General features: G+C 42.6%; 22 protein-coding genes and 1 tRNA gene. 15 read left to right on the top strand and 8 right to left on the bottom strand.

Features of this window, described 5'->3' with window-relative positions:
- The first annotated feature begins 55 nt into the window (after positions 1–55).
- A complete protein-coding gene (locus tag AACQ42_RS06945) occupies positions 56–961 on the top strand; it encodes a LysR substrate-binding domain-containing protein (RefSeq protein ID WP_013867825.1) in 906 nt (301 codons plus the stop codon).
- 328 nt (positions 962–1,289) lie between these two features.
- Positions 1,290–1,796, top strand: coding sequence for a DUF1097 domain-containing protein (locus AACQ42_RS06940; protein ID WP_094164966.1), 507 nt, complete (start codon positions 1,290–1,292; stop codon positions 1,794–1,796).
- A 162-nt stretch (positions 1,797–1,958) separates the two neighbouring features.
- Here AACQ42_RS06940 and AACQ42_RS06935 read toward each other — a convergent pair whose 3' ends face one another.
- Positions 1,959–3,590, bottom strand: a complete 1,632-nt coding sequence (locus AACQ42_RS06935) for an ATP-dependent endonuclease (RefSeq protein ID WP_094164964.1) — start codon at positions 3,588–3,590, stop codon at positions 1,959–1,961.
- A 259-nt stretch (positions 3,591–3,849) separates the two neighbouring features.
- On the opposite strand from AACQ42_RS06935, the gene AACQ42_RS06930 reads away from it, so the two are divergent.
- The 3 genes from AACQ42_RS06930 (at position 3,850) to AACQ42_RS06920 (ending at position 7,556) form a co-directional block, all read left to right on the top strand.
- Complete coding sequence (locus AACQ42_RS06930; RefSeq protein WP_094164962.1) at positions 3,850–5,589, top strand: bifunctional metallophosphatase/5'-nucleotidase; 1,740 nt, start codon at positions 3,850–3,852, stop codon at positions 5,587–5,589.
- Positions 5,590–6,090: 501 nt separating this feature from the next.
- Entirely contained in the window at positions 6,091–7,041 is a 951-nt protein-coding gene (locus tag AACQ42_RS06925) for a TerC/Alx family metal homeostasis membrane protein (protein ID WP_170900230.1), read from the top strand.
- A 323-nt stretch (positions 7,042–7,364) separates the two neighbouring features.
- Positions 7,365–7,556, top strand: coding sequence for a hypothetical protein (locus tag AACQ42_RS06920; RefSeq protein ID WP_017042819.1), 192 nt, complete (start codon positions 7,365–7,367; stop codon positions 7,554–7,556).
- Between the two features lie 150 nt (positions 7,557–7,706).
- Here the strand turns inward: AACQ42_RS06920 and AACQ42_RS06915 are convergent, their stop codons facing one another.
- Positions 7,707–8,273 carry a PhnA domain-containing protein gene (locus AACQ42_RS06915; RefSeq protein WP_026027787.1) on the bottom strand — a complete coding sequence of 189 codons (567 nt, stop codon included), beginning with the start codon at positions 8,271–8,273 and terminating at the stop codon, positions 7,707–7,709.
- A 203-nt stretch (positions 8,274–8,476) separates the two neighbouring features.
- Here AACQ42_RS06915 and AACQ42_RS06910 point away from each other — a divergent pair, with 203 nt between their 5' ends.
- The 4 genes from AACQ42_RS06910 to AACQ42_RS06895 all read left to right on the top strand — a co-directional run bounded on the left by AACQ42_RS06910 (position 8,477) and on the right by AACQ42_RS06895 (position 12,286).
- Entirely contained in the window at positions 8,477–9,559 is a 1,083-nt protein-coding gene (locus tag AACQ42_RS06910; protein ID WP_094164960.1) for a site-2 protease family protein, read from the top strand.
- Between the two features lie 271 nt (positions 9,560–9,830).
- Entirely contained in the window at positions 9,831–10,283 is a 453-nt protein-coding gene (locus tag AACQ42_RS06905; RefSeq protein ID WP_172859069.1) for a hotdog fold thioesterase, read from the top strand.
- 1 nt (position 10,284) lies between these two features.
- On the top strand, positions 10,285–10,518 hold the full coding sequence (locus tag AACQ42_RS06900; RefSeq protein WP_010320752.1) for a DUF3389 domain-containing protein: 234 nt from the start codon (positions 10,285–10,287) through the stop codon (positions 10,516–10,518).
- A 79-nt stretch (positions 10,519–10,597) separates the two neighbouring features.
- A complete protein-coding gene (locus AACQ42_RS06895; RefSeq protein WP_094164956.1) occupies positions 10,598–12,286 on the top strand; it encodes an SgrR family transcriptional regulator in 1,689 nt (562 codons plus the stop codon).
- A gap of 139 nt (positions 12,287–12,425) precedes the next feature.
- On the opposite strand, the gene AACQ42_RS06890 is transcribed toward AACQ42_RS06895, so the two are convergent.
- Both AACQ42_RS06890 and AACQ42_RS06885 read right to left on the bottom strand, forming a co-directional pair.
- Positions 12,426–14,030: an ABC-F family ATPase gene (locus AACQ42_RS06890; protein WP_017042824.1), complete on the bottom strand. Its 1,605-nt coding sequence runs from the start codon at positions 14,028–14,030 to the stop codon at positions 12,426–12,428.
- Positions 14,031–14,297: 267 nt separating this feature from the next.
- Positions 14,298–14,693 carry a PPC domain-containing DNA-binding protein gene (locus tag AACQ42_RS06885; RefSeq protein ID WP_094164954.1) on the bottom strand — a complete coding sequence of 132 codons (396 nt, stop codon included), beginning with the start codon at positions 14,691–14,693 and terminating at the stop codon, positions 14,298–14,300.
- Between the two features lie 165 nt (positions 14,694–14,858).
- On the opposite strand from AACQ42_RS06885, the gene AACQ42_RS06880 reads away from it, so the two are divergent.
- Together AACQ42_RS06880 and AACQ42_RS06875 are read left to right on the top strand one after the other, a co-directional pair.
- Positions 14,859–15,527 (top strand): glutathione S-transferase family protein, encoded by a 669-nt coding sequence (locus AACQ42_RS06880; RefSeq protein ID WP_094164952.1) that lies wholly within the window; start codon positions 14,859–14,861, stop codon positions 15,525–15,527.
- A 122-nt stretch (positions 15,528–15,649) separates the two neighbouring features.
- Positions 15,650–16,099, top strand: coding sequence for an RNA-binding S4 domain-containing protein (locus tag AACQ42_RS06875; protein ID WP_206211628.1), 450 nt, complete (start codon positions 15,650–15,652; stop codon positions 16,097–16,099).
- 58 nt (positions 16,100–16,157) lie between these two features.
- Here the strand turns inward: AACQ42_RS06875 and AACQ42_RS06870 are convergent, their stop codons facing one another.
- Together AACQ42_RS06870 and AACQ42_RS06865 are read right to left on the bottom strand one after the other, a co-directional pair.
- Positions 16,158–16,346: a hypothetical protein gene (locus tag AACQ42_RS06870; RefSeq protein WP_013867807.1), complete on the bottom strand. Its 189-nt coding sequence runs from the start codon at positions 16,344–16,346 to the stop codon at positions 16,158–16,160.
- Between the two features lie 35 nt (positions 16,347–16,381).
- Positions 16,382–18,733 carry a fatty acid cis/trans isomerase gene (locus tag AACQ42_RS06865; protein ID WP_094164950.1) on the bottom strand — a complete coding sequence of 784 codons (2,352 nt, stop codon included), beginning with the start codon at positions 18,731–18,733 and terminating at the stop codon, positions 16,382–16,384.
- A gap of 247 nt (positions 18,734–18,980) precedes the next feature.
- Between AACQ42_RS06865 and AACQ42_RS06860 the strand changes: the two genes are divergently transcribed.
- Complete coding sequence (locus AACQ42_RS06860) at positions 18,981–20,978, top strand: methyl-accepting chemotaxis protein (RefSeq protein ID WP_029189957.1); 1,998 nt, start codon at positions 18,981–18,983, stop codon at positions 20,976–20,978.
- Positions 20,979–21,141: 163 nt separating this feature from the next.
- Positions 21,142–21,216 (top strand) — tRNA-Gly (locus AACQ42_RS06855).
- 81 nt (positions 21,217–21,297) lie between these two features.
- Here AACQ42_RS06855 and AACQ42_RS06850 read toward each other — a convergent pair.
- Together AACQ42_RS06850 and AACQ42_RS06845 are read right to left on the bottom strand one after the other, a co-directional pair.
- A complete protein-coding gene (locus tag AACQ42_RS06850) occupies positions 21,298–21,510 on the bottom strand; it encodes a cold-shock protein (RefSeq protein ID WP_013867804.1) in 213 nt (70 codons plus the stop codon).
- A gap of 175 nt (positions 21,511–21,685) precedes the next feature.
- Entirely contained in the window at positions 21,686–23,050 is a 1,365-nt protein-coding gene (locus AACQ42_RS06845) for a GGDEF domain-containing protein (protein WP_094164948.1), read from the bottom strand.
- 114 nt (positions 23,051–23,164) lie between these two features.
- Here AACQ42_RS06845 and AACQ42_RS06840 point away from each other — a divergent pair, with 114 nt between their 5' ends.
- Together AACQ42_RS06840 and AACQ42_RS06835 are read left to right on the top strand one after the other, a co-directional pair.
- Entirely contained in the window at positions 23,165–23,533 is a 369-nt protein-coding gene (locus AACQ42_RS06840; RefSeq protein WP_013867802.1) for a late competence development ComFB family protein, read from the top strand.
- Positions 23,534–23,543: 10 nt separating this feature from the next.
- Positions 23,544–23,828, top strand: a complete 285-nt coding sequence (locus AACQ42_RS06835) for an HlyU family transcriptional regulator (RefSeq protein ID WP_176429638.1) — start codon at positions 23,544–23,546, stop codon at positions 23,826–23,828.
- Positions 23,829–24,001: the final 173 nt, after the last annotated feature.

Below are 24,001 nucleotides of genomic sequence, written 5' to 3'. Positions count from 1 at the left end.
TCCCTTGAAATTAAAGGTGTGGCGCGCAGTAGATGAAAGCTAAATAGGAAAAGCAGTGCGGTATTCACTCAAACAATTAGCAGTTTTCGATGCTGTTGCCGATAGTGGCAGCGTCAGTCAAGCTGCGGATAAATTAGCGTTAACTCAATCCGCGACCAGCATGTCGCTAGCACAATTGGAAAAAATGTTAGGTCGCCCTTTGTTCGAAAGACAAGGAAAGCAGATGGCATTAACTCATTGGGGAATGTGGCTTAGGCCGAAAGCGAAGCGTTTATTACAAGATGCTCAGCAGATCGAAATGGGCTTTTATGATCAGCACTTGCTTAGCGGTGAAATCAGTATGGGGGCCAGCCAGACCCCTGCCGAGCACCTCGTTCCAGACCTTATCAGCATTCTTGATAACGATTTCCCAGAGATGCGTATTGAGCTTGGTGTGAAAAGCACCAAAGGGGTGATCGATGGCATCCTCGACTACAAATATGACCTTGGTATCATTGAAGGTCGATGCGATGATAACCGTATTTCCCAAGAAGTGTGGTGTCGAGATCACCTAACAGTGATAGCTTCGGCTCATCATCCTTTTGCCAAATGTAAAACGGTGAGTCTTGCACAGCTTGAACAAGCTAAATGGGTGTTAAGAGAGCACGGTTCTGGCACTCGCAATATTTTTGATAGCTCGATTCACCATCTTATTTCCGATTTAGATGTGTGGCGAGAGTACGAACATGTTCCTGTGCTACGCAGTATGGTTGCGAATGGTCCGTACTTAACTTGTTTACCTTACCTCGATGTAGAACGCTTTATTGAGAATGGCCAACTGGTAGCGCTCAATGTGCCTGATCTGAATATGGAAAGAACCTTGTCGTTTATTTGGCGAGCAGATATGGCTGAAAACCCGTTGGTTGAGTGCATTAAGCGTGAAGGACTGCGCATGATGAAAGGACGACCAAGCGTACTTTAAGCTTGTTAATCTTGGTTATGATTTACTTTGTTACTTCTCAATATGGGGTGTGATAAGTGAAGCTGTTGAGTGTTCGCATTTAGCATCATGCTACACTCCCTCATCACCTAATCTAACGCTCATGCTTGATTAAAAAGCACTTCAAATGTGTTGATTTATCGTTTGCGTCAACATTTCAATGAAATAAGTGCAGTCATTGCATTTATTTCATGACTTAGGTCACTAGTCATCTGTGGTTGAAGCTTTTAATATCGGCACTTGATTTATTGATGTCGCTATAGCAACGGCTTGTTAAATGACAGGCAGATAGCGGCTAAATGAGGGCGCTATGAGCACACTATTTGCAATTTCACTAACGACAGGCATTCTTTCTGGTGTTTGGGGCTGGATAGCCGTTTCGTTAGGCTTACTATCATGGGCTGGCTTTTTAGGATGTACGAGTTATTTTGCCTCTCCAACCGAGGGTATTAAAGGTCTTGCAGAAAGTTTGATAACTAATATCAGTGGCGTTTTTTGGGCAATGGTCATTATTCATTCATCCAGCTTGGTGAGCTTGGATATTTTGGGTTACGTTGTCACTGCGGTAGTGGCATTTTTAATGTGCATTCAAGCGTCGAAAGCGTGGCTTGGTTATATCCCTGGAACCTTTATTGGCGCTTGTGCCACTTTTGCTGCGGGTGGAGATTGGCAACTGGTTATTCCATCACTTTTATTAGGTGGCCTTTTTGGTTTTGCGATGAAAACAAGTGGTATGTGGTTGCATCACCGATCTAGCCAGCCAACGCTGAGCGATAGCGTAACTGTTGAAACGCGCTCTAAATCCTCAACTTGTTAATTTGTGTTTAAGGCTAATGCTGGTGAAATCCGCATTGGTAAACGTTACCCCCAATTGATCCGTATCGATTCATCAAAATTGTTGATATACCCATTCAATATAAGATTAGTCACATATAGCTAAATGGAAATGATACGAGGCACACAATCATGTGTGCCTTTTTTACGTGTGGCCATTGGCCATCGTAATCACTCGTTTTAGTGTCCAGCGCAGCAGTACAGGAATAAAGTCCACACCTTGTTGTTCACAATGGGAAACGATGGCGAGCGCCAAATCAGGTTTCGCGTGTTTTTTCAGCACACGTGTGACCACTTTTTTCGCAGGGATTGGATGATCGTAAGGTATTTTAATCAAATCTTTGAAGAAGTGTTCAAAGCCATGAGAGTACAGAAAGTGTTCGATATCTCGATCGGGAAGTTCGGTCAGGCGATGCCGTTCTTGATCACCTGTCAGCATACCGCGTACTGTTGACGAATATTTTTTGCCAGCAGGATCGCCATCAGTCACGACATGCCAGTCAATGCCAAATGCTTTCGCCACTTTAATTAAGGACTTCAGACCAGACTGAGCAAATTCAACAATTTGTACTCCTTCGGCGGCTAGGTTATAGCCACACTGGCGAGCCAGCTCACTAAACAGCCACACCTCAGTTTCTCCTTCAACCAACAACCAACAGCGAGCAAAAAGCACCCCTGAGCGATGAAAGCGAATATGGAAACCGATACGTCGCAGTTCGTCCTTACTCAATCCACGGGAGATCATCGAAGTTGCAATGGTACGGTCAGAAGTACGCACCAAACGCCGAATCGAATGAAGGGGAACAGAGCCAAGCAGATCACCACTGTTCGTTGTGAGGATTTTTTGCATAGGCAATAGTTGAAGTAAACTCCAAGCACGTGCCAGATGAGTAGGGTGCAATCGACCTTCCGGATCTTCGATAATCAGCAGCGGCCTAGCGCAACGTCGTAGGTCGGTCGGGCCTTTGGCTTGGAGATAAGCATTGAGTAAACCCATCAACAGCAAACGAGTTTGCTTATTTTTAGTCTCTTCAACAAATTGGCTTATGTTTTTATCGGCGGCTGGGTTGGAATAGACTAAGCTGTCACGTTGCTGTCTTGGGTTTTTACGTGTCTGACTTTTGAATGAAAAATAGTGATCAACTAATACATTCATTGAGTTAAGGCTACTTCTCATTTCGCCTTTGTTGACATGCCCAGGGATGGCCAGTAAACGACGACAGGTATTATCAATGCGTTTTTCGGCGCGAGAATTTTTACCGTTACCATTAACGAAAGGTCGCTCGAAACGTCGTGAATCTTTCAAACGGATCACTGGGTGTAAGCTCATCAGCTCTTGTGCTAATTTTTCGGAATGATGCAGCGGTAGTGGATTGCCTTCGAGGTCTAAAAACAGGTAGCGAGTGGTAATATCATATCGCTCACGAGTGGCACTGATGCGATAGAATATCCGTTTCGTACCCGTTTCATCTTCAACCCAAATCGGCCTCAGCTTACGATAACGGCCGGATCGAGATTCATTTTTGTCTGTAGAAACAAAGCTTAAGACAATTTGTAAATGCTGAGTTTGAGGATGAGCGATAGAGTAATCGACGTGGAAATCTTGCATTTCAAATTGATAAGGTACACCGTTGGCTGGTAGCACTACTGATAAGGCGTCCAACAATGAGGACTTACCCCAAGTATTTTCACCGATCAATGTGGTGAGTTCATCAAAAGCGAGCGATAAACGTTTGATTCCTCTGAATCCGGAAATTTCAATTCGCTCTAGATGCATAGGCAGACTCCTTTTATAACTCAACAAGTTAGCTTCTCGCTGAGTCTGTTTTTCTTTAAGCATAATGGAAATTATGCAGATAAGTAGGCTGCTGGCTCACATATCAAGTGTTTATGTAGGGGCAGCCGAATGAGACAAAGGCTACAAAGCGTGATGAGGTTGACTTAGCGTAATTATATTTTCAAACTCGTTTCATAAAAGTCACGATTCTGTCATGATTCTTCAGCTAGGATAGAGTGGAAAAAGAAGAGAAAGATAAATGATGCATAAAAAGAATAGACCAGCATCAATTATGCTGGCACACATTAATGACACTCACTCATATTTTGAACCGACATCGCTGCAATTGACTCTCCACATCCAACAGCAGACTTTAACACCGTATGTAAGCGCTGGCGGCTTTGCACGAATTGCAACACGAGTTCAGCAATTGAAAGAAGATGCGGCGCGTATGAAGCGAGCCTTTGTATTTTTACACGCTGGGGATTGTTTCCAAGGCACGCTCTATTTCTCGCTATTTAAAGGTAAAGCCAATGCGGACATGCTCAACGCATTGAATCTTGATGCGATGGCATTAGGCAATCACGAACTGGATATGGGTAATGAACCCGTTGCCCATTTTGTTAAACGTATTCAATTTCCATTGCTAGCTGGCAATTGGGATCTCTCCAATGAAAGATCGAATAAGCCTTTTCCAATAGCCAGTAGCCCGCAAGTGATAAGTTATCAACCTCAAGGTAAATACGCTCGCTGGATAGAAAAACAGGCTGGTGATGAAACGGTTGCAATTTTCGGCTTGTCACTCGATAAAATGGCTGATATTGCCAACCCAGATCTCGATACTCCATTTATTAACGCTATCCAAACGGCGAAAAATACGGTTGCTGAAATACGCGCTAAAGGGATCAACAAAATTGTTCTACTTAGCCATTTAGGTTATGAAGCGGACATTGAGCTCGCACAGCAAGTGGAAGGCATTAGTGTTGTCGTCGGCGGGCATAGCCACCGATTACAAGGCGATTTTAGTGCACTAGGGCTGATGAAAGATGACGAGTATGGTTTAAGAATTAACGACACTTATGTCGTCCAATCCGGTTATCATTCTTTGAGCTTAGGTCATTGTTATATCGACTTTTCAGCCGATGGTAAAGTGGACAAATTTCAGGGTCGTAATGAACTGTTACTTGGCCGTCGACTGTTTCTTGATGCCAGCATGAGCGAAGCGGGCACCGATAACACCCATTTAGCGGCGTGCGAATTTTTAAGCCAGCACCCTAATGTGGTGGTGTGTAAGAAAGATCCGCAGGTCCAAGGAATATTGATCGATAAATACATGCCGCGAGTACGTCAGCTGCAACAAAATATTATCGCACATGCTGATCGTTTCTTAAGACACGTCAGAATTCCTGATGAAACTGGGCCGAGTGAGTTGGCTCCTTTGGTGGCTCAATCATTCGTCTATGCCATGCGGCAAAGAGGGCACCCCGTGCAGTTTGCAATACATAACGCTGGTGGAGTCAGAAACTCGCTCAACGCCGGACAAGTTTCGGTGGCAGACATTGCCGGAAATTTATTGCCTTTTGCCGTTCCTATTGGTGTCTACCGAGTGCAGGGAGAAACCTTAATTGAGATGCTTGAAGGGGCGATTAATAATGCGCTGGGCAATGGGGTCGACGGCACAGGTTCTGGCAGTTATCCTTACACCCACAATCTCTCGTTTACTTATGCCGCCGATCGGCCTGTAGGACAACGCATCACAAATGTGTTGTTATTTGATGAGCAAAAAGGTTGGCAACCAATTGATCTTAATCGTTATTATTGTGGAACCTCTTCGGCCTATACCATGAAAGGCAAAGAGGGATATGATGCGATACTGAAAATGAAGGGAGAAGGTTTTGTTTCGAATGTGTCAATGGCCGATGCGTTTATTGAACTGCTGACGGAAAAACCTGAAATACTTAACCACGCAGGAACTCAACCCCAACATCATTATCAGTAACTCGGTTTGACATAAATTTACTGGCATAGACTTTGCTTTTTAACTTTCAGTCTTAACGCATCTTCAACCCGATGAAGGTGCATGAAGATGTGAAAGGGGAAAGTATAATGTGGATTAGAGATTGGTTAGATGCTGCTGTCGTCGTTGCTTGGGTCAGTGCATGGTCTGTATTGGTGTATTTATTACCACTGGCAGGCGTATAAAAATCTAAGCTAAAAAGGAGCATAAATGGCTCCTTTTTTTGATCACGGCTATGGACCTTTGCATCCAATAGGCATAAAATCCGCGCTGATTGGGGAGTAGTCGCCTTTGTTTACTTATCGTCAGCTCGTTAAGCGCATGCTTATCCGGTAAGTATAAATAGCCTTCTGTTAAAAACGGAATGCTTATTTCGACGAGACCAACGCATTCAGCTCTGTTCATTATGATGAACAGCGGTTTTTGTTTGCGGAAGGTTTCGATCGGTTAATCCCATCTTATCCTTCCGCCTTTGGAGGATATATGACCCCAACAACCTATCTCAGCTTTGCAATTCTGACTCTATTTCTTGTTGTTATCGATATTTGGCAAACCCGTGGTGGTAAAGTCACGATCACTAAAGCTGCCGTTTGGAGCGTGATTTGGTTTATGTTGGCGTTTGCATTCGCCGCGAGTATCTATTTCTTTTGGGATAGTTACGCACCAACCAGTTCATACAGTGCCGAAAAGGCGACGATCTCGTTTATTACTGGTTACTTGTTAGAAAAATCGTTAAGTGTTGATAACTTATTCGTCTTTGCGATTATTTTTCATCAATACGCCGTCCCAGAGCATTTACGCCCGCGGGCTCTATTGTGGGGAGTGATCGGCGCTTTGTGTTTACGAGCGGTGATGATTGTGATTGGTGCGCAGCTGCTTGAACAATATCATTGGTTACTTTATGTGTTTGCATTATTTCTTATGTGGACCGGTATTCAACTTGCGCGTGAGAAAGGCGATGAACAGCTAAACCCAATGCCGGAGAAGCTGATTCGACGTTGGTTCAATGTGACGGATCATTACGAAGGGAATGCTTTGGTTGTGAGCCGCAATAAGCAATGGTTTGTGACTCCAATGATGATTGTGATTGGCGTGATTGCTTTTATGGATGTCATGTTCGCATTAGATTCAATACCGGCTATTTTTGCCGTGACCCGCGAACCCTTTTTAGTGTTAGCAGCGAACGTGTTTGCGTTACTTGGTTTGCGGTCTTTGTACTTTGTGTTGCAAGGGATGATGGATAAGTTTATTTACCTAAAACCAGCGCTTTCCTTCATCATGATCTTCATTGGTATTAAGATGATGCTAGTCGGTTCTGCGTGGGAAATTCCGACACCAGTCTCACTGGGCGTACTGTTAGTCACTATGATTATTGCGGTGTTGGCTTCTGTCTATAAGCAGAGAAGTCCATTACCTGCTACTCATAAGTCATAATATAAGTAAACAGAGGTAAGTGTTTGACAATACTTACCTCTCTCCTTTATTTATCCTTTATCTAACCGACGATAAAAATATTAATGTGAAAATTTTGTAAATAACCGGTGTTTTTGTTTTTCATTGCGATTTAAATTCGCCAAATCAAACTTAATGTGAATAAGTAGTCGATTATCGTGGATAATAAAAGCATGCGTTGTTATAGGTTTGTTTCATTAGAATAACTAATTTGAATGTGGAAAATTTGTCATTTTTTAACCAAAAAAATATCACCTAGAATTCATTTCAACAAAGTAAGTTATCGAATTAACAGAGAGGCTATCATGGCACAAGCAATGAATATGGGTACGATTACAGCACCTACCTCTATGGATAAAAAAACCTACGCGGTTAACTTCAAAGGATTGATTGCACATTTAGTTGATATTCTGTTTGTCGACCACAGCGAACCTCGCAGCTACTACGCGAATAATTTGTCTGGTCACATGCAGAAAGATATCGGTTTATACCGTTAATTCAATGTGTAGAGATGTAAAAGCCGACGGATTAAATAGTCGGCTTTTTTGTATTTAAAATTTACTAGTTTCACTGCTCATGAAAACAACGGTTTCCGAAAAACAAAGGCGCAAACTAAGTTGCGCCTTTGTTTTATTCGTCAATGGCTATTATTTTTTGCGACAGTATTCAGCAATGATATACATCGATTGGCCATTAGCTTTACCAGAGATCAACTTAGGATCGTCGCTTAAACTGATACCGCGAACCACAGTACCCTGTTTAATGACTTGGCTTGAGCCTTTGATAGGGAGATCTTTAATGATGGTTACGTCGTCGCCTTTTTTCAGTTCTACGCCATTCACATCACGAGGCTTTTCTGCATCATCATCCATACCAATTTCAGCCCATTTTGCAGCTTCTTCTTCAAGATACATCATATCAAGTAGGTCTTGAGCCCAACCCTCAGTGGCCGCAAGGCGCTTAAGTTGACGCCACGCCAGTACTTGAACGGGTTGTTCTTGGCTCCACATGCTGTCGTTCAAACAACGCCAATGGTTCACATCTACTGTTTCTGGGTTCTCAATTTGGCCTTTGCAGACATCACACAACATAACGGCATGGTCAACAGTAACCATAGTGTGTGGCGCTACCACAAATGGAGCTAATGGAGATTCTGATGAACAAAGCTCACATTTTGATTGGCTGCGTTCAAGTAAAGTTGCTTCAGTAGACATAGTACCCACCTTGTAAAAATATGTAAGCGCGTATTATCCACGTTACGACTGGAATTAAAAGGGGAGATGGCAAAAAGCTTGGTATTCGTGAGGGAATTGAACTAAGTCATCGTCAATAGTAAGAAAATGGGCATCGTGCTTTACGCTGTTATTGCCCAAAGGCATAATGAACGCCGTTTTTATGTTTGTATGTAGGTATCACTGTGGAACTCCTTTCCGCTCCATTTTTAGGAAAATCACTTCGTCTCGAAGGTTCAATGTCAGGCTGGCAGCAACTCTATTGGGATAATCAACTGGTCGCGCAATGCGATGCGACAGGGAATATCGAGGCGACAACGACCCATAGATTTCAGTTGTTAAGTGGTGAAACGCCGATCCAGTGTGAGCTGAATGTTAATCTGAGTTGGCAACCTTTTAAACTGAGTTATCAGGCATTGGTGAATGGTGACATTGTCACGCAGGGCGAGCGTTCAGAAAAAGACATTGAAAAACAAACACCTTATAGCCCGCCAAAGCCGGAGCGACGTTTTAGCCTTATCGGTCTAGTCTCACTTGGTATGAAAGCACTGAAAAGTGCCAAGCTGATTAAAGTTGTTCTGGCGTCAGCAAGTATCGCAGCCTATTCGTGGTTATTTTCCTTCCAGTTTGCTATGGCGCTTATTGCCTGTTTGGTGTTCCATGAATTTGGCCATATCAAAGCGATGAAGTATTTTGGTATGAAGACTAAAGGCATTTATCTCATTCCATTTCTTGGTGGCTTGGCATTAAGTGATGAAAAAATCAATACACGTTGGCAAGATGTAGTGATCTCAATTATGGGGCCATTTTTTGGTTTGCTGCTCTCGGTTGTGCTGGTTGTCGTGTACTGGATCACAGGAGAGATATTTTTTGCCGACCTTGCTGTTCTTAATGCCTTTCTCAATCTCTTCAATCTATTGCCTATATTGCCGCTTGATGGTGGTCACGTGTTAAAAAGCATCAGCTTTTCTATGAACAGCACTTTGGGGATTGCGTTGTGTGCTCTTGCGGCGATCGCTGGTGTCATTTTGAGCTATTGGCTTGGATTAACCCTGTTCGGCTTTTTATTGATTATGGGCAGCATTGAAATTGTAATGGAATGGAAGCAGCGTCATCAAAGTCATTTGCTACCTCTGAATCGATATGGACAAATTGTAGCTTCACTTTGGTATGTCAGTTTAGTGGCTGCGCTTATCGCTATTATTTGGGGTTTTGCAACGACAGGGGATGAGCTGCTACAACTGCCATTACGCATTTTAGGTACTTGAGTCGGTACGTTGACACTTGTAAGCCATGTATCAGAGCACTTTTTGTGCTCATCTTTAAGCGCTTAAATGACATCTTTGTATGAAGAGGCTTCTTAGCACCGATAAACGGCTAATGACAACACTGCAGTTAATATTTATGAGCGATCGGATCTGTCTCTAAAATGTTTAGTTGGCAGGATCTCAATCGCTGGAACTGACTGATTACTCGCTGCAAGTTGTTACCTTTTAAGTATAGAATGAATCTCTTTTACGATGAATGAGACAAAAAAGCATGGATATTTGGAAGAAGCCTATCGATTTAATAACATTAAACGCCACCTCCAAAAACACCTTGATAGAGCATCTCAATATTATTTATACCGATTATACTGATCACTCTTTGTCTGCGACCATGCCTGTTTGTCACTTTACCCATCAGCCGCTTGGTATGCTGCATGGTGGCGCCTCGGTGGTACTTGCGGAAACCCTAGGTTCAGTTGCCGCGAACTTCAGTGTGGATCAAGAACACTATTGTGTAGGGTTAGACATTAATGCTAATCATATTCGCGCCATGCGAGAGGGGATGGTTATAGGAACAGCGACACCTATCCATCTTGGTATTTCAACGCAAGTATGGCAAATCAATATCACTGATGAGCGCGAACGTTTGGTGTGCACCAGCCGTTTGACGGTCGCAGTACAAAAAATTCGTAACCGTTCTCAAGCTATCAAGGTTGATTTATAAAATGGTGATTGAATTTTCAGGTGGAAAAATCATCGTAACACCCCATGAATTAGTGGTACGAGTATTGGGTGATCTGGCCATCACGCTACAAGCCCAAGCCGATGCTGTTCAGCTCATTGGGAGAGGGGCGAATGTCATCTCTGTAAATTGCTCAGAAAGTAAATGGTCGATTAAGTTGGACAACGAAGAGCAAATTCAGCAACTTTCTCAACAACTCGGCTGTAATATTCTTTAAACAGTGATTAAGACTATTGCATAACCAATATAAAATGAGGAAACTATCTCTGTATTTTATAAACTGAGATTTCCTCTTTATGAGTAGCCCACGACTTCGCGTTCAATTTGAATCCTTATTTGAGCACTTTAACGGCCAAGATGTTGGTGTCCAGCTAGAAGAGATCACTGAGATCCTTTTCTGCACACGCCGTAATGCGCGTATTGTTCTAAATAAAATGGAGGATGAAGGCTGGATAGAATGGCGTCCTGCGGCGGGGCGTGGAAAATTATCCGATCTCATTTTTAAACGTAGTCGCAGTGATGTCAGTGAAAACCTTGCGCGTCGATACTTAGATGAAGGTAAAATTGGCCATGCATTTTCAGTACTGGATCAAGATGCTGCGAAACTGACGCAAGTGATCCAAAGCTATCTTGGTGTTCAGCATCAAGAAGGTCTGCAAGTCATACGGTTGCCTTATTATCGCCCGCTTTCAATGCTAAACCCGCTAAAATCCATGCGTCGATCTGAGCAACATATCGTAATGCAAATTTTTAGTGGATTAACGCGGCTAGATGAATATGAACAGCTGCAGCCAGATCTCGCACATACATGGGAATCGGTGACAGCAACACATTGGCGTTTTTATCTTCGCCCAGGGGTTCGTTTCCACAATGGTGATTTGCTTACTACCGACGGTGTTATCCAAAGTTTGTGGGAACTGCGATTTCTGAATTTATTCTCTCATCTTGATAGGATCAGCTCGCCCTCCAACTGGGTTATCGATATCTTTTTACAAAAAGCGGATAGCCGCTTACCGCTTCTTTTATCTGAGTCATGTGCCAAGATTTTACTACCAGAGTCCAATCGTAGTGATAATTTTGATTTAATGCCGATTGGTACTGGCCCTTATAAAGTCATTTTAAATGATGAAAAACGCTTAGTTTTGCAAGCGTTTGATGGATATTTTGGATTTAGGCCTTTGCTTGACCGGGTCGAAGTGTGGGTGATTGACGAAGTACATTCTTCGATGGTTTTTCCTAGCTTATCGCATCCGATAAAAACAAAGCGAGGTTCATTCACAGAAGACGTGGATCTTGATCCCGGCTGTACTTATTTGTTACTCAATCGAAAAAATGGTGTTGCCGCTGATGAAAATTGGGCTCGCTACCTCAGTAATAAACTCAGTACTCTCAACCTATTTCGTCAATTACCAGAAGACAAAGTGGTCGAATTGGGGGTGTTACCTGCTTATGGTTTGAAACCGGGCTGGTATCATCAGTCATCGGGAGATGTTGCCGCTACACCGCCGGGCGAGCGTTCGATCACCATTGCATATCATGCTCAACATCCTATGTTTCCAAGCTTAGTGAAAACAATACAGCAGCTGTTAAAAGAAGATGGAATTTCGGTGGAGCTTGTTAAATATGACTTGACGGTTGAAGACACCGATGCTGTCGATGTTTGGGTCAAACCGATGGGAATTGCTAACCATAGAGAAGATGCGTTAGCAGGATGGTTACTTGATTACAGTGATATCGAGCATTTAAGCCGCGCTGAAGATTTTTCGTATTGGTGTCAGTTAGTGGATGAATGGCGCGCCGATCCAAATGCCATATTTCCGGCCAAAGAGATTGGCAAGTCTTTAATAGAAAAACAGCAAGTTATTCCGATGTTCCACTGCTGGTTAGGAATAAGCAAAGATCAATGTGGTGCATTACAAAATGCGAAATGCAATGCTCTAGGCTGGTTTGATTTTAGCAATGTTTGGGTTAAACCAGAGTTATAACAAATCACAGTGATACCCAAACGACTTGGAGTTACAAGTAGGCGGCTTGTCAGTGGCCGTAAATAGCAGAATCTAAATTATCCGTTGTTGCCGTCATTTCTGGCGGCAACAAGTATCAAGAATTATGACGTTGGTTTGATTACGCCGCAGCTAACAACTTCTGTTGATGAGCCAAGTATTCATCGTACGTTCCTTGGAAGTAGACCAACTGTTTGTTTTTCACATCAATGATCGAAGTGGCCAGCGAAGAGACAAACTCGCGATCGTGGCTAACAAAAATCAGTGTCCCCGTGTAGGACTTTAGCGCGTTATTGAGCGCTTCAATCGCTTCCATATCCATGTGGTTGGTTGGCTCGTCCATGATCAGCACGTTGATATCTTGCATCATTAGTTTGCCAAATAGCAGACGGTTCTTCTCACCACCCGAGCAGTTTCTTGCTTTCTTATTCACATCATCAGCTGTAAAGAGTAGTCGGCCAAGAATGGCACGTACCATCAAATCATCATGTTTTACTGTGCGCCACTGCGAGATCCAATCAAAGATAGTCAGATCGTTATCAAAATCGACAGTACTGTCTTGAGGGCAATAGCCAATGGAGGCGTTCTCAGACCATTTCACCACACCTTGGTTGGCCTGCAGCTCTTTGACTAAGCAGCGTAGAAAGGTCGTTTTACCGACGCCGTTTTCACCAATTACCGCCAAACGCGAGCCCGCCTCAAGCAGCAGATTACCACCGTTGAAGAGCTGTTCATCGTCAAAAGCGTGGCCGAGATTTTGTAGTTCAAGTGCAAGGCGATGCAGTTTCTTACCTTCACCAAAATCAATCGAAGGACTGATGCGGCTTGAGGATTTCACTTCATCAAGCTTGATCTTGTCCATTTTTTTTGCGCGTGAGCTAGCCTGTTTTGCTTTTGAAGCATTGGCACCAAAGCGGTTAACGAAGTCTTGCAGTTCGCTGATCTCGGCCGCTTTTTTCGCGTTGCCAGAGAGTAGCTGCTCTCGAATCAAGCTCGACGCTTCAAGAAAATACTCATAATTACCCGGATAAATACGCAGTTCACCGTAATCAATATCAGCCATATGGGTACACACTGAGTTCAAAAAGTGACGGTCATGGGAAATAATAATCATGGTGCATTTACGCTGATTAAGTTCTTCAGCCAACCAACCAATGGTGTGGATGTCTAAGTTGTTGGTTGGCTCATCAAGCAGCAAAATATCAGGGTTGGCAAACAAGGCTTGCGCCAACAAAACGCGCAGTTTCCAACCAGGAGCCACTTGTTGCATCAAGCCAAAATGAAACGATTCCTCAATACCCGCTTTTAACAAAATATCACCCGCGCGACTTTCGGCGGTGTAACCATCCATTTCAGCGTATTCGCTCTCAAGCTCGGCGACTTTCATGCCGTCGGCTTCGCTCATCTCGGCTAATGAATAAATGCGGTCACGCTCTTGCTTGATCTCCCATAGTTTACGGTCACCCATAATCACGGCATCAATTACCGTATATTGTTCGAAAGCAAACTGATCTTGGCTCAGCACACCCAATTTTAGCCCTGGTGTAATGGAGACGTTGCCTGAGCTGGGAGTTAACGCGCCACTCAAGATCTTCATGAACGTCGATTTACCACAGCCGTTAGCGCCAATCAAACCGTAGCGATTGCCGTTACCGAATTTTGCAGAAATGTTTTCAAATAAAGGCTCAGCGCCAAATTGCATGGTGATATTTGCGGTAGAGATCAAGAGAGTTTTCCTAGGTATTCAGTTTAGCGAATCAGTGATGTGCAGACGCCAAATCAGCAGAACATAAACAATGGTTAAATAGGCGGCGAATTATACAGAGTTATTACAAAAAGAACAGATGTGAGAGATAGCTCACAGACGGAAATTGCTCAACGTCGAATTGCCTATCGCTATTGGGGAGAAATGGGTGAATAAAAAACACGCTTCACCACATTTTACAGAATGAAGACTAGTGTATGCACATTCACTTTTATCATTAAAGGGATTTTAACAAGGTGCCACCAGCTCACTGTAGCCCGTTTGATTATCAAATTCTCGCTCAAACACTAAGTCAGGGTAGGAATGTAAAATCAGCTCTGCGGTAGTATTGACAAGACAACCATCCAAAAGATGACCCCCGATCACTTTGCCTGTTTTATCTGCAACCGCAATGTGCAAGTGTTGATGAGATGCGGTTAGTGTGCCAATCAAAGAGACAATTTCAAATGCATCAACAAGATGTAGCTCTGAAGAGCCATCAGCGAGGCGGATGTGCACTTCAGATAGGCACCCGACACAAGAAGCGATGTTACCCGCTTGTATGTTCTGTTGCTTTATCAACGCGGCAATAGATTGCTTTAAGTCGTGGCCTTTTATTAAGCGAGACACTGTCACTTTTATCATAGATAATTCGTTATAAAATTATGGTTGTGTTTAGTTTATCGTGCATGAGAGTTTACGTCTAAAGAGATTACTGCTTATATATCCTTGTTGAGACACAAAGTGGCAATTTTGCTATTTGCTTAAATCCGTTGAGCAACGCCCATCATTTCACCGAGGAACCGACGAATGATTGAACTGTATACCGCCGCAACGCCGAATGGTCAGAAAATCTCCATTGCATTAGAAGAAATGGGGCTGCCATACAAGGTCAACGCTTTTGATCTTTCAACCAATCAGCAAAAAGAGCCTGAGTTTACGGCCATCAATCCGAATGGACGTATTCCCGCAATTGTAGATAAAGATAACGATGATTTTCCAGTATTTGAATCTGGGGCAATTTTGCTTTACTTGGCAGAAAAAACGGGAAAATTTCTACCCGTAGATCCGAAAGCCCGCTCTCAAGTGATCCAATGGTTAATGTTTCAAATGGGTGGCGTAGGGCCGATGATGGGGCAAGCTAATGTCTTCTTTCGTTACTTTCCAGAAAAAATACAACCTGCCATTGATCGTTACCAAAAAGAAGGGCGACGTCTATTTGAAGTCATGGATAGCCAATTAGAGCATCACCGTTATCTTGCGGGTTATGAATACACCATCGCCGATATCGCAACATGGCCATGGGTGAGAATTTACGAATGGAGTGGCATTAATATTGACGGGCTTGAGCACCTACAACGTTGGTTGGCGGAAATCGCGCAACGCCCTGCAGTGATTAAGGGGCTTACCGTGCCACCACCAAGTCAAGAAAGCGATGAACAGCGAGCGGAACGCATTCAGAAAATGGTGACGCGGTAACTTGAGTTGTGTGAGTATGACAAAACGGTGGGCTTATCAGTTCAGTTGAAGTATTTAACTGTGGTTCCTAATTTGTGCATTTAGCATTACACTGCGTGAAAATTCGTGATAAGAAAAACGTAATGATTAACGATAAAGACACATTAGAAAACGAAGAAATTGAAATAGAGGCGATTGGTATTGAAGTTTCGTCGCAACCTATTGAGCTTTATAAGGTGTTAAAGATTGCTAACCTGGTGGATGGTGGCGGGCAAGCAAAATTCCTGATTAGCGATGGTTACGTGGCAGTCAATGGAGAACTTGAAACTCGAAAACGACGTAAAATGTACAATGGGGATTTTCTTGAATTTAACCAGGAGTACTACGTTGTATTGTGTGATCAACCTGTGACTGAAGTACCTGAAACTGATGTGACGTCGGTAGTGGCAGCAACAAATGTGCCTAAGCCGAAGCAAAAGGCGTCAAAAACCAAACCGGCTAGAAATAAGCCGACGACCACAAAGAAAGAGAACTCCGATGCACCTAAAAGCAAAGATGCTGAAAGTGGCCGTAACTCAATAGACTTTTTCTAATTTTCTGTTTTTAATGATCTGATAAATAGACGGGAGCGATGTGGCTCCCGTCTTTTATTCAGCGCCATTCGTCATTTGTCGTCGAACCGCTATTTAACCCATTAGGATCATCATCAAAAGGGTGTTGTGCCTTATACAGTAACACTTCCAACTGATGTTCTAACTGATTGACTGTCTCATAGTCACCTTCAGAACAGGCTACATAAATTTGTTGTTCTAGTGCTTCAATGCTGTCGCGTATGGTCATTTGGCACCTCTCATCTCACCCATTAAAGGTGACTTTTATCTGTTTTCAAATCTATTGTAGTCAAGTAAACCAGATTCGACAGGTTGATTTTTCCGATACCATGCATGAACTTTATCGCTGAACGGCCAAAACTTCGAAGAACTGCGGCGAATGGCGAACCTATCGAGCAACTTAACGTAGTCCTGCTCATTTTGCATTTTACTCAATAGCATCACCAATTCTGCGATCTCGTGTTCATGCAGTGACAAATAAGCAGAAGGGTAACTGCCAATGACACCTCTCACTAGAGTCAAATCATCATTCGCTGGGTCACGGTTGCTTTGTTCATCAAATAGACTTGAAATATTGAGATGGGCGTTATTGTGTAACAAAGTAAACAGTTGATCCTCTCCGTTTTCAGCCGTGATCATCAACATCATAATTTGTGGCACAGCCAACAACCCTTCACCTTTGATCTTATTAATGCTATTTAACATCTGTTCACTACGCTTTGAAAAACCAGTGTCAATTATCGAATAACGATTTGATAACACAGGTTGAAGCTCAGACTTCAAAAGATCAAACAACTCAGATTTTGGATCTTGCGTGTGGTAAACAATACTGGTCGGTTGATCAAAAGGGGCAACGTTACGTTGCAAAAAGTCACTGAGTTGAGTGCTTTGATTTTGATACCAACTTGACTGCTCTTGGTGCCTTATCTCTCTAGGCAGCAGAGAGACAAAATTACTTTCACCTTCAAGACGCAGAAAATCCATAAACATGCGAGTAATGAGCTGGTGACCGAAATTGCCGTAAACATCAAAACCCGCCACCAGTAAATAATGGATTCTTTCTAGTAGCGCATAGTCTAACACCCATGCTGTTTTGGGTTTTTCTCCCACCAAACCTTGCACTACCGATGCACTATCGAAATGCCTAAAAATAGTCAGTGCCGCATTCGGGTTATAGCCATCACCCATCCACAGTACATCCGTGGTTAAGTTCTCGCCATTTTTGAACCACTGATTAGTAAATTCAGACTTTGCTTTCAAATAACGTGCTTGTTGATGTGCATAACGGACCCAATGAGTAATAGGCAACGTGTTACTTTCCAGCTCGCTTGGCAGTTTTAGATTCGCGGCTTGCGATCGATAAAATTGATTCACTTCGGGTAAATCAGCTTTCTCTGGGTCTAAAAAGAACACCCAAAAATGGTCGTTAATAACATTCAGGGCTAGCTGGCCACGACACACTGGCCCTTTGATGAAAGCCATTATGGTGTTTTGAGCATTGTCTAACATAAATCGAAAGCGTGCTTTAACCGGAAGGGCATCAAATGCCGTCATCGGATTGGCGGCAACTTCAATATCATAGCTAGGCAAAACCGAGACTTGATAATTAGGCCGAATGAACCATGCCTGCCAATCATCTAGACGTTTTTTATTCAACGCATAGGGTAAATGAGTTTTATCTACGATACTGCCTTGCTCAGGGATCAAACGGTAGTAGACGCGTTCTACACCAGGATTATCGTAAGGACGCCTTGTCGCAATTCGGTTAACCGGCTCGCCCGGGGGGGTTGTCGAACGTATCAAAGTGAAAAATCTAGGCTGACCAGCAAGTTCAGAAAAATAAAGGTGAGAAAGAAAAAGATGCTCGTAGATATAACGAGCCATTAACTGATTCTTTGCTGTACCTTCATTTAAAAAGTTTTCGTATTGCGCAACCGATTTCTCCTGATCAGAAGTGAGCGGAATATGGCCATTCATGATTGCGCCATCTCTGAGCCACGTGAGTAGCGTATTGTATTCAAGAGGGCTAAGATTTGGCATGCCATAAGGCATTCCCCACGTTGGGTGATCTTGTTTGTACTGTCCGTACTCTTCAATTGTTGGACAAACTTGTTCGCGATCTATCGAAAAATCAAAACCTTTTAGCTGATCTTGTTCTGGTAACGGATGTTCCTCTTTTTGCATTAATAATTTCGCGACTAATCCTGCTTCTAGATTCGCGGTTGGCGTTTGAGATCTCTCGTTCAGCACAGGATGAAAACCAAAATCTCGCCACTGCTCTGTGTATTGTGCATCTTCAAACAAACGGGTAGGAGCCGACGCCGTCAGACGCGTACCATGATAAACCAACGCTTTACTGGCTCCACGATCAATCCCTTCAACTGAAGACATTTTTAGCTGGCAGGGCGCATCATAACAGGCGTGACAGACCACGCAGCGCTGATCGATGATGGGTTTAACATCATTTAAAAAGAAAGAGGCTTCTTTTGAATCTACTGGCGATTGTCTTGACTGAACGCTTGCTTCACCAAACAGTTGGTCATAGTTCAAGCCCGCATACATTGCACATCCTGAAAAAAACACGATGCTAAGAATAATAAGTCGATGAAAAGACATAACATGAGAAATTTAGGAATATTTGTCCCAATTAAAGCAAAGATTAACAAAATGCACCACAAAACGATGAAAATAGCGCATTAGGGATGATAAATCGCCCGAGTGGAATAAACGCCACAACTGAACGCACAATGCTCAATTTAGGGTTATAAGACGAGTATACGGTAGACTCGCATTGGCTATACGCATTTAATAAACCCATTGAACCCGCTATAGTTAAACGAAGAAAATTTTGAGGAGTCAAAGGATGAAACTCTCGATATCAGGGAAGTTGCAATTAAGTTTTTTATTGCTGGTGGTGCTTCTTATCATTTCGACCTTTTTTACCTATCGCAGTATTACGCAAGTCGAAACTCACACCAATTCATTGCTGCAAACGGATCTGCCAACCGTGAATACTAGCCGAAATATTCAGCAGTCGATGCAAGAGGTTATTTCAACGTTACGCGCCTATTTATTGGTGGGTTCTCAAAGTGCAGTGGGTGCAACGCAACTGACAAAACTTGAAACTATTATTGGACAGATGGACAAAACGGTACCGGTGTTAGAAACGCTGATTCTCAGTGAGCAATACACCGCGATCATAAGCGAATGGGCAGCAATCAAAGCGCATATCCAAGGCATCGTATTACTGAGCCAAAGTGAGGATAATTTACCTGCCCACACATTATTCATTAACGAGGCCGCCCCCATAGCAGAAGTTGCCCTTGACCAGTTACAAGGGCTGATTAACGACGAGTCGACTAACAAAGAAGGAGGGGAGCGGAAACGTCTCTTTAAATTGTATGCTGACAGCTATAATTCGTTAGCTAATGCACTGGCATCGTTGCGAGATTTCTTACTGTATGCGAAGCCTGAACATCTCGAAAAATATCAAGACCTGATTAACTCTCATAACCAATCTGTTGCTGAAATTGTGGAAAAGTCCTCTTTGCTATCGGATGATGAACAGAGTCTGTGGTCATTATTTAATGAGATGCAGCAGCTTTATTTCCCACTCGCACAGCAGGTGATTGCAATACGCCAATCTGAGCAATGGAACGGCGTCAATCAAAAAATGGCCACACAACTTATGCCTGCCGTAGATAAAATGACTAACCGTCTTGAAGATGTTATCGCCACTCAACAATCAAAAGCAGAGCAAAGTGGCGAAAGGATGAGTCGTAGCATTAGTAATGTGATTAACGTGTTATTTATCATGATTGCCGTGACTGTTTCAGTTGCTGTTTTGCTTTCCAATTACTTAGGTAAGAATATCGGCCGCAGAGTGAGTCGAATTGGAAAGAGAGCCGAAATTATTGCGGCAGGAGATGTCTCTCAACCAGCACTTTTGTGTGAAGGTAGCGACGAGCTCTCTCAGCTTACCGCCGCGATAAACAATATGAACAACTCACTGCGAACGATCGTTCAGGGAGTCAGTACCAAAGCGCAACAGGTCAGTCAAAACATGGATGAGCTTCTGAACTATAACTCAAACACTCGGCAGCAAGTACAGCAGCAGCGAGCAAGTATTGAGCAGGTTACAGTACGTTTGAGCGATGTGGCGCAGTATTCTATGGCGACCGCAGAAAAAGCTGAACAATCTACGCAATCTCTTTTGTTATCACAAAATGAGCTCAAAGAGGGAGCCTCGGCGCTAGAACAAAATAGAAAAAGTATTGATAAGCTTGATCAAACCATACAAAAGGCAACGCAATTGGTGCTCGATCTTAGTCGAGAAAGCGAATCGATTGGGCGTGTGACCGAAGTAATAGAGGGATTAGCGGAACAAACTAACCTTCTGGCCTTAAATGCGGCGATTGAGGCCGCAAGAGCCGGAGAATATGGACGAGGCTTTGCTGTGGTAGCGGATGAAGTTAGGCTGCTGGCGACTCGAACCACTCAATCAACCACAGAAATTAACACTATTATAAACGCCATACAGTCAGCGACTGCGGCTGTGGTCAATGAAATTAACATGAGTCAGAACCTTGCCAATGAGGGTGCGGCGCAGACCATCCACGCCTTCAACAAAATGATGGACGTACAAGGAAAAATAACGGCGTTAGATAAGGAAATGCACCAGTTATCCTCGGCGGCCGATCTGCAACAACAATCAACACACCAAATGACTCAATTCATGCAAGAAGTTGTCAATTCGGTGGAAAGTGTGGCAAGTATTAGCCAAATCTCAAACCAAACGTCAGCGCAAGTAAAAGATAATGTCACTGTACTCAATCAAGAAATGGAAAAGTTCAAAATTTAAACGCAAGAGTAGATATTCAATTGAGTTAAAAATAACCAAAAGCACACAAATCTCAACCAATTGAATTTACTTTGTTTATTTACTGTTCGCTTGAACGGGTTTTGATAAAAAATGGGTTTTCTTTTTTGCTAACTGTGGCATAGTGACAGCGTCAATTCGGTGCGCGGGCATCGTATAATGGCTATTACCTCAGCCTTCCAAGCTGATGATGCGGGTTCGATTCCCGCTGCCCGCTCCAATATTCTCGTATTTATCCAGTCTACTAGAAACAAAAAATCCACCCTAGAAAGAGTGGATTAGAGTCGTTCTTTTTAAAAATTTAAACGGGACTGACGCTCTCTGCTTGTGGCCCTTTTTGACCATCAGTGATTACAAAACTCACCTTTTGGCCATCGACTAAGTTGCGGCGCCCTTCACCCGTAATAGCGGAAAAATGTACAAATACATCTTTGCTGCCATTATCTGGGGTAATAAAGCCAAAACCTTTATCTTGGTTGAACCACTTTACAATTCCGTTTACTTTTTCACTCATAATCTTACTCTTGCTATGTTGTTTTGACGTTGCGAAACAGTTGCAACATGAATAACTTAACCAAAGTATTTTGCACAATCTAATGAAGTTTCTGTGAATGTGATGTACGCCTTGTTGAATATCACATTTTGCGATTTCTATACCAAAATGTGATGCATTAAATCAAGGTAACTGTTCATACTTCAACTCTATTTCTGCCATTTTGTTTAGCTTTATAGAGCGCTTGATCCGCAATTTTTAACACTGCTTCAGGTTTTTCTGAGGCGTAGCTATCAGCAACGCCAATACTAACCGTAATAGAGACAAGATTTGATGGTGTTTTCTGCTCACGCTTCTTGGAACCGAGCTTATCGTCTTTTGGTCTGTCTTCTGCGTTCCTAATGACCATTTGGTACTGTTCAATATCTTTGCGAAGCAAATCTAAGTAGATTGCAGCTTGCGGTGCATTTTTTCCTTTAAATAGGATGGTAAACTCTTCACCACCGTAGCGATAAACACGCGCGTTTCCTTGAGTCAATAATAAACGGCTAGCAATCAACTTAAGCACATCATCGCCAGTGTCATGACCATAGCGATCATTGAACTGCTTAAAATGGTCTATATCTAGCATCGCTATCGCATATTTTTTGCCTAAGTATTTGATGTCAAGATCTAAGGCGTGGCGACCTGGGATACCCGTTAAGCGATCAATAAACGCCATTTTATGACCCGCCGAAATTAGATATAAGATCAATAAAACCCCGGCTAGAGAGAAAAGTGTGCTTGAGATATAACTCACGTGGAAAAAAATAAAGGTGACGGAGGAGAGTAAAATACTGGCGTAAATGCTTGTGTCTAAGATCTGGTTTCGCGTGAGCACAAATATTGCGGAGACCCCAATTAATGCCAAGAGGTACATCACCAACAAAAATGGCAATTTCGATATTTTCGGTATAGTTACTAAAAAAACTTGGCTAAAATTCTCAAATCCGCCATCACTGACGTACATCAAAGTAACAACGGCCCAAAACATTAACAGCAGCAAAATAGCGATGTATAAGCAATAAGTTTTACTCAATACAGTAGCATTACTTCCTAACGCATAAGGTACTAAACACAAAACGGGTAATAACAAACTTAATAACGAAAGCTCTAGCAAGGTTGTTCCCGTAGAAAGGGGCATCTGTAAGCGCCACTGGATGATTGCGTAGGCCACCATCATCGCTGTCGAGATCATAGCCAAACGCCCTTGCTTAAAAATGTGTCCTAATGCGATTGCTACCGTGAAAAGAATATAAGGCAGGTTACTAGCGAAGCCAATATTGGCGCTAGTGATCAGAATGACGTTTTCCATCCCCAACATAATGGCTATTAGCAACCCTATTGGGAATAAGAATCGAAACCAATGAGATGATACAAAACTTGTCGGCATTAATAATACAAATATGACCTTTGTGGCATTTAAAATTAAAATTGATAATAAGGCCCATAGCATACTTTTATTTAATAGATTGCCAAGCTTTTTGCTAGACTTACTAAATGAAAGCGAGCACTTGAACAAAGTTTAGACGACAACGCATCTAAAAGTTGTATAAAATCACCAAGGTACGCTAAGTTGTTACTGCTAAGTTCTATCTAAATATTTTGATTAGTACGAAGAGGAAGGAGTGTAAGGATGCAAATCAGTGTTGATGTACATAATTACATGGAAACACTTGTCGGACGCGTATTGGCTGAAGATAAGTATGTAAATCACTATGATAATGAGCAGCTTGCCGATCTCGCTTGCTTATCCCTTGCTCAATTGAGACCGATCTATATTCGATACGACATAGATTTTCTCTCTGCGCTACCTGAAGAAAAATTGGTCATACTTAAAGAGAATGCACAAGTTGCCGTTGAATCGGCGGAAAGCATGATCGTTAATGATCGACGTAGACACAGAGAAGATGATATTCCTATCATTCTAGGCCAATTGCGCTTTGACGATAACTTAGAACTAGAGTGGTTCGAGAAGCCGATTATTGAAACAAACAAGTCTTAAAGGAGCTCTTGTGGGATTTTTTTCTCGTTTATTTAATCAAGGGTCAGGCAATGACTCAAAAATGAAGCTTTTAGATCCCATTGAATATAAAGGTTTTTTAATTTACCAAGATGCAATGTCTGAATCAGGGCAATATCGTGTCGCTGGTAAAATTAGTAAAGATATTAATGGTGAAATATGTACTCACCGTTTTATCCGCTCCGATGTCGTAGCTAGTAGAAGCGACGCTGATGAGCTTATGCTTAAAAAAGCAAAAATGCTCATCGATCAGATGGGCGAGAAAATCTTTTCCTAACATCGTCCAACTTGATAAAAATCATAATGAATATCCTCATTAGTCGATACCCTTATTCATTGAGTAAAATACATGGCTAATATCCTGTTTTTATAGAGCTTTGTGATAAGTGGTTCGACCTCTGCTTTGTTTGGATGTCGTTGTGTTTTTGTCTTTCACCTATGACAATCACT

It is taken from the genome of Vibrio sp. V12_P9A6T4 (assembly GCF_963874835.1).
Classification (GTDB): domain Bacteria; phylum Pseudomonadota; class Gammaproteobacteria; order Enterobacterales; family Vibrionaceae; genus Vibrio; species Vibrio anguillarum.
The sequence above is the reverse complement of the archived record's forward strand: the minus strand, read 5'-3'. Positions and strand labels throughout refer to the sequence as shown.